The organism is Streptomyces sp. NPDC060198, assembly GCF_042728415.1.
Classification (GTDB): Bacteria; Actinomycetota; Actinomycetes; order Streptomycetales; family Streptomycetaceae; genus Streptomyces.
This window is the reverse complement of record NZ_JBHWZJ010000426.1, coordinates 1-5,498: the sequence shown is the minus strand read 5'-3', so window position 1 is coordinate 5,498 and position 5,498 is coordinate 1. Positions and strand designations below refer to the sequence as shown.

At 72.6% G+C, this 5,498-nt stretch carries 5 protein-coding genes; 4 read left to right on the top strand and 1 reads right to left on the bottom strand.

Annotated features, from left to right (window positions below):
* Positions 1-196 precede the first annotated feature (196 nt).
* The 3 genes from ACFWEP_RS30875 (at position 197) to ACFWEP_RS30865 (ending at position 4,249) form a co-directional block, all read left to right on the top strand.
* Positions 197-2,650, top strand: a complete 2,454-nt coding sequence (locus ACFWEP_RS30875) for a Tox-REase-5 domain-containing protein (RefSeq protein WP_387375032.1) — start codon at positions 197-199, stop codon at positions 2,648-2,650.
* A 118-nt stretch (positions 2,651-2,768) separates the two neighbouring features.
* The gene (locus ACFWEP_RS30870; RefSeq protein ID WP_387375030.1) at positions 2,769-3,284 is read left to right on the top strand and encodes an SMI1/KNR4 family protein; all 516 of its coding nucleotides are present in this window, start codon (positions 2,769-2,771) and stop codon (positions 3,282-3,284) included.
* A 224-nt stretch (positions 3,285-3,508) separates the two neighbouring features.
* Positions 3,509-4,249, top strand: a complete 741-nt coding sequence (locus ACFWEP_RS30865; RefSeq protein ID WP_387375028.1) for a dienelactone hydrolase family protein — start codon at positions 3,509-3,511, stop codon at positions 4,247-4,249.
* Positions 4,250-4,314: 65 nt separating this feature from the next.
* Here ACFWEP_RS30865 and ACFWEP_RS30860 read toward each other — a convergent pair whose 3' ends face one another.
* The gene (locus tag ACFWEP_RS30860) at positions 4,315-4,986 is read right to left on the bottom strand and encodes an SDR family NAD(P)-dependent oxidoreductase (protein WP_387375026.1); all 672 of its coding nucleotides are present in this window, start codon (positions 4,984-4,986) and stop codon (positions 4,315-4,317) included.
* 120 nt (positions 4,987-5,106) lie between these two features.
* Between ACFWEP_RS30860 and ACFWEP_RS30855 the strand changes: the two genes are divergently transcribed.
* Positions 5,107-5,475: a MerR family transcriptional regulator gene (locus ACFWEP_RS30855; RefSeq protein WP_387375024.1), complete on the top strand. Its 369-nt coding sequence runs from the start codon at positions 5,107-5,109 to the stop codon at positions 5,473-5,475.
* Positions 5,476-5,498: the final 23 nt, after the last annotated feature.

The window sequence follows — 5,498 nt, the reverse complement described above, 5'->3', positions numbered from 1 at the left end:
TCGCAAGACGTACGGGCCCCAGGTGTTCCGCTGTCCCCGAAGCGCTTGCGGGAGTGCCCCGCCCGCCCTGCCCGGCCGGCTGAATAGTCCGGTATGGGCCTGGAGTTGGGCCCTGGGGCCCACGACTCGGACGGCCGTCCGCCCTTAGCGTGTGCGGCAGTCGTGTCGCGTACGGGCACCGGGGGTTGGGGTCAGCATGTCGGCAGTCGGTGGGATACCCGTGGGCGGGGCCGCAGGAGCTCCGGCGCCCGGCGGCAGACAGCCGATGCCGCGCGCGCTGGCCCTGGCGCAGATTCTCCTCATGGTGCTGGCCGCCGCGACCGCGGTGGGCGCGATCGGCCTGTTCGGCTCCGCCTTCGCGGTGGACGCGGTGGGCGGGCGGCTCCTCGGCGTCGCCGCCTGGGCGGCCCTGCCCGGAGCGCTCGCCTGGTGGCTCTCGCGCCGACTGCACGAGGGCGGCAACGGACTCAGGTGGGCGCTGACCGCCCTCCAACTCTGGCTGGTGGCCGGGGGCGTCTCCAACCTCGCCGACGGTTCGGCGCACGGCCTGACCCAACTCGCCGTACCCGTCGCGGTGCTCGTCCTCCTCTTCCGGCGCCGGAGCAGGGAGTGGTTCCTGCTGCCACCCGGACGCCGGGCGGCGAAGCCGGAGTTCCCGCTCCCGCACATGATCACCTGGCGCCGCGACCGGGGGCAGACAGCGCTGGAGTACCTGGGCCTGGTCCTCATCGTCGTCGCGCTCGTCGGGGCGCTGACGGCCACCGGCCTGGGCGGCCGGATCACCGGGGGGCTCCAGTCCGCGATCTGCTCGCTCACCGGCTCCTCCTGCCCGGTCTCCGACAGCGGTTCGGTGGAAGCCGGAAGCAGTACGGGCGGAGACTCGGGTACGGCGGGTGCGACCGGCGGCAGTTCGGGTACGGGCTCCACCGGCGGGGGCTCCTCGACGACCACCGGCGGCACCGGATCGGACGGCGGCTCCACGACCACCGGTGGCACGACCACCGGCGGCTCCTCGACCGGTGGCTCTTCCACGGAGGGCTCGGCGTCGGGCGGGTCCGCTTCGGGGTCCACCGACGGGACCACGTCCGGTTCCACCGGCGGTACTTCCGGCGGTGTCTCCGGCGGTACTTCCGGCGGTACGGACACGTACCCCGAGACGAGCGAGGAGCCGGAAGCCGCCTACGACACACCGGCGTCCGCCACCGACTCCTCCGACGACAAGGACGGCGCAGGGGACGGCGAGAAGAAGGAAGAGAAGCAGGACTGCGGCGGCTGGGGGTTCTTCGGCTGCGCCTGGGACCAGACCACCCAGGTGGTCAAGGGCGTCGCGGTCGACGGTGTCTGGGGCGACCTCACCGGCATCGTCAGCCTCGTCAAGCCGGAGACCTGGTCCGGCATCGCCGACTACGGCAAGCAGCTCGGCAGCGACTGGGTGCAGGACTCCAAGGACGCTTCGGGCAAGTGGAGCGACGGCGACTACCTGGGCGCGGTCTTCGACTGGGGCAAGGCATCGGTCAACACCGCCGTCAGCGTCGGCGACACCGTGTTCGTCGGCGACGAGGTGCGCGACCGGTGGAACAACGGTGAGAAGACCCGTGCCGTCACCGACGTGCTGTGGAACGTCGGCTCGCTCTTCATCCCGGGCTACGACGTCGGCAAGGTCGCCGGAAAGGTCGGCGAACTCGGCAAGATCGGCAAGGCCGCCGAGGAGGTGGCCGAGGCGGCCGGGGACGCCGGGGCGGCGGCCCGCAGGGCGGCCAAGGCCGCCGAGGCGGGTGACCTCGAAGGGCTGAGCAAGGCGGCGAAGGAGGCCGACGAGGCCGCCGACAAGGCGGAGGACGCGGCCCGCAAGACCGGCTGCGTCATCGCCTCGGGCCCGCTCGTCCGCACCCGCCCGGGTGGAGGAGGGGTAGCCGGGTCGGGCACGGGCGTTCTCGCCTCGGGTCCGACGGGCCGGATCGTCCTCGCGGAGGGTGGCTGCGACACGGCCGCGAAGGAGGCCGCGGAGAAGGCCCGTGCCGACGCCCGCGCCGCCGCGCTGGAGAAGAAGCGGCTGGAGGAGCCCGAGCGGGCCCGCAAGGCGGCCGAGGACCTGAAGCAGTACCCCGAGCCCCGCCACGGAGACACCTCGGACCCGCGCAACTACGAACCGGCCCCGTGGGCCAAGGACTTGGACGACCCAGAGCTCGGCTCCGCCGACCTCGGCGACGGCTACTGGGCGAGCCGCGACCGCAACCCCCAGCCCAACTGGACCAACGAGTCCTGGCTCCGCTACCAGGAGCAGGTCACCGGCACGGTCCGGGGCCGGGAGTACGTCGTGCCCAGCCCCAAGGAGGGCAAGCCGGCGGTCGAGTACGACGGCTGGGACTCCAGCAGGCAGACGTTCCTGGAGGCGAAGAACGGCTACACCAGCTACCTCGCCCAGCCGGGCAAGACCGCCCTCACCGCCTCCGGCAAGGAGAAGTTCCTCGCGGAGGCGCGCGCCCAGGTGGAGGCGTCCGGAGGGCGCGCCGTGGAATGGCACTTCTCCGATCCGGACGTGGCCAAGGCGGCCCGTGCCGCCTTCCGCGAGGAGGGACTGCCGGTCAAGGTCGTGCACACCGCGCAGAAGCCGATCGACAGCGCGCGGAAACCGGGCGCGTTCGACTGAAGGCCGTCCCGCCCGGTGCAGTGGCAGCGGGACAGCCAGTGGATCCGGTCGGTCCCGCTGCTACGGTCGCCGGGTGACGTACTGGGACGGGGACGGTTGCCGCGCGCGGATCCGGACGATGGCCGCAGCGGACCCCGGACTCGCCCGTTTCGGGGCACGGACGCACCGGTACGCGATCGAGCCCCGGCTGACGGAGACGGAGATCCGGGCGTTCGAGGAGTTCCACGGGATCGCCCTGCCGGCCGAGTACCGCTCCTTCGTCGCGGAGGTCGGCGACGGCCCGGCCGGGCCGGCTCATGGGCTGATGCCATTGGTCTCCCTCGGCGCGGAGGCGGCCGTGGACGACGAGCGGGCCGTGGACGACGAGTGGGCGGAAGACCGGCGGCAGGGCCGGCTCTCCGAGCCGTTCCCGCTCACCGGACCGCTGCCCGGCCGGATCGGGGCACCGGGGCTCGAAGAACTGACATCCGGCACGCTCATGCTGGCCGAAGAGGGCTGCGCGATGTTCCTCCGGCTGATTCTCAACGGCCCGTACGCGGGGGAGGTCTGGCGCATCGATCCGGACTGGGGCGGCTTCACACCGGTGAGTCCCGGCTTTCGCGCCTGGTACGGCAGCTGGCTGGCGAGCCGTTGACGCGGCTCTGCGCTTACCGGACCGACCCGCGTTCCCCTGCTGCCCCGTGCCCCGGAGAACCCCGCCGCCCGGGGCGGCGAAGGTGCTAGCCTTCCGGAGGCCGTGCGAGAGAACGAGGAGGTGGTACCCGTGAACCCATTCACTGTGGTGCTCTCCTCCGGGGTCACGGTCGGGCGATAGGTCGTCCGGGAGCGCCGTCACGAGCTCTCCCGAAAGGCACGACCATGCGTTTCACTTCCGAACAACGCCTTGACGACACCATTCTCGAGCGCGAGTTCACCCTCGGCGACATCCCCGGCTTCCTGTGGACGCCCGCGTCGGCATCCGCCTCGGCACCGGTACCGCTGATCCTGCTCGGCCACCCCCCGCTCGGACTGGGCAAGATGTATCCCCGGCTGGTGGGGCGGGCCCGGCAGGCCGTGGCCGACGGCTTCGCCGCAGCCACCATCGAACTCCCGGGAAGCGGCGACCGCCCCCGTCTGGCCACGGTCGACCAGGCTCGTGCGGACATGCGCCGGGCCTTCCAGGCCGGTGAACCTGTCGGTGACGAGACCGTCGACGCCCTCATCCTCCCGCTGGTCGAGCAGGCGGTCCCCGAACTGCGGGCGGCCATCGACGCCCTCCTCGCGCTGCCCGGCATCGAAGGTCCGGTCGGGTACTCGGGGGGAGTGATCTCCATCGGTATCCGGCTGGCGCTGGTCGAGCCGCGCGTCTCGGCCGCCGTCCTGTTCGCCGGGAGTTTCGTACCGCGCGTCATCCACGAGGAGGCCCGCCGGGTCACCATTCCGCTGCACGTCCTGTTGCAGTGGGACGACGAGGGGAACGACCGGCAGGCGGCCCTGGACCTCTTCGACGCCTTCGGCTCCGAGGAGAAGACGCTCCTCGCCAGCATGGGCGGCCACACCGGCGTCCCACAGTCGGCGGGTGAGGACGCGGCCCGCTTCCTCACCCGGCACCTGAGCTGAGGGACACCGCCTGAGCGGTACGGCCCCTGCGGAACCGGCAGGGGCCGTACCGTCCCGGGCAGCTCCTACGGGGTGTTCGCGGCGATCGTCCGGCTGTGCACGACCTCCTGCTCCCACCGGCCCTCCGGCTGGGTGTGCAGCCGCCAGTAGTGCTCGGCGATCAGATCGGGGTCGAAGGAGGTGCCGGGCACCACGGGCCCGTCCACGGTCACGGAGGCGACATGGACGCCCCGGGATCCGTACTCCAGATCGAGCAGGTGCACCAGGGTCCGTACCCCTGCCTTGCCGAGGGAGAGGCTGATCCACCCGGGCTTCGGCTCGGGCATTCCGCCGGTGACGAGGAAGGTGCCGCGCCCGCGCTCCGCCATGCCCGGCGCGATGTGGGCGGCGGTGGTGAGCGCGCCGCCCACGTTGACGGCCCAGGCGTCGAGCTGGCCGGAGGCCGAGAGCTCGCCCGGCGCGTCCGATCTGATGATCGCGGCGTTGTAGACCACCACGTCGGCCGGGCCGAATTCGTCGGCCGCCGCGTCCAGAGCGGCGCGCAGCGCGTCCTCGTCGGTGGCATCGGCCGTCAGCGTGAGCACCGGGCCGCAGTCGGCCCCGATGGCCTGGGCGGCGGCCTTCAGGGTTCCCTCACCGCGTGCGAGGAGCGCCACCGGCAGACCCTCCCGCGCGAACCTGCGGGCGACCGCCGCGCCGATTCCCGTACCCGCTCCGACGACGACTGCTCCGGACATGCCGATCTCCCCAACTCGCCTTGCGTTCGGTGACAATGAGGACGGTAGGACCTCACACTGGTGTGAAGGTCAAGTCGGTCGACGGCGCGCGCCCCACGACCGGACGGCAGGGGGACGGGCATGCGGATCGGGGACCTCGCCGAGGCGACCGGGGTGAACAGGCGGCTGCTGCGCTACTACGAGGAGCAGGGACTGCTCCGCCCACGCCGCCTCGCGAACGGCTACCGCGACTACGACGACGGGGACGTGGTGGCGGTGCGCAGCATCCGCTACCTCCTCGCGGGGGGACTCCCCACCTCGATGATCGCCGGGCTGATGCACTGCGTGCACGCCGAGGACGACCGGCTCGTCCCGTCCGGCTGCCGGGGCATGGTCTCCGCGCTGCAACGCGAAACCGCCCGGGTCGCCGAGGCGATCGCCGGGCTCCGGGCCTCCCAGGAGGCGCTCGACACCATGCTCGCCGCAGCCGTGCGCAAGCTCGGCGAGTGACCGGCGCGGCCTCGGGCCGAGGC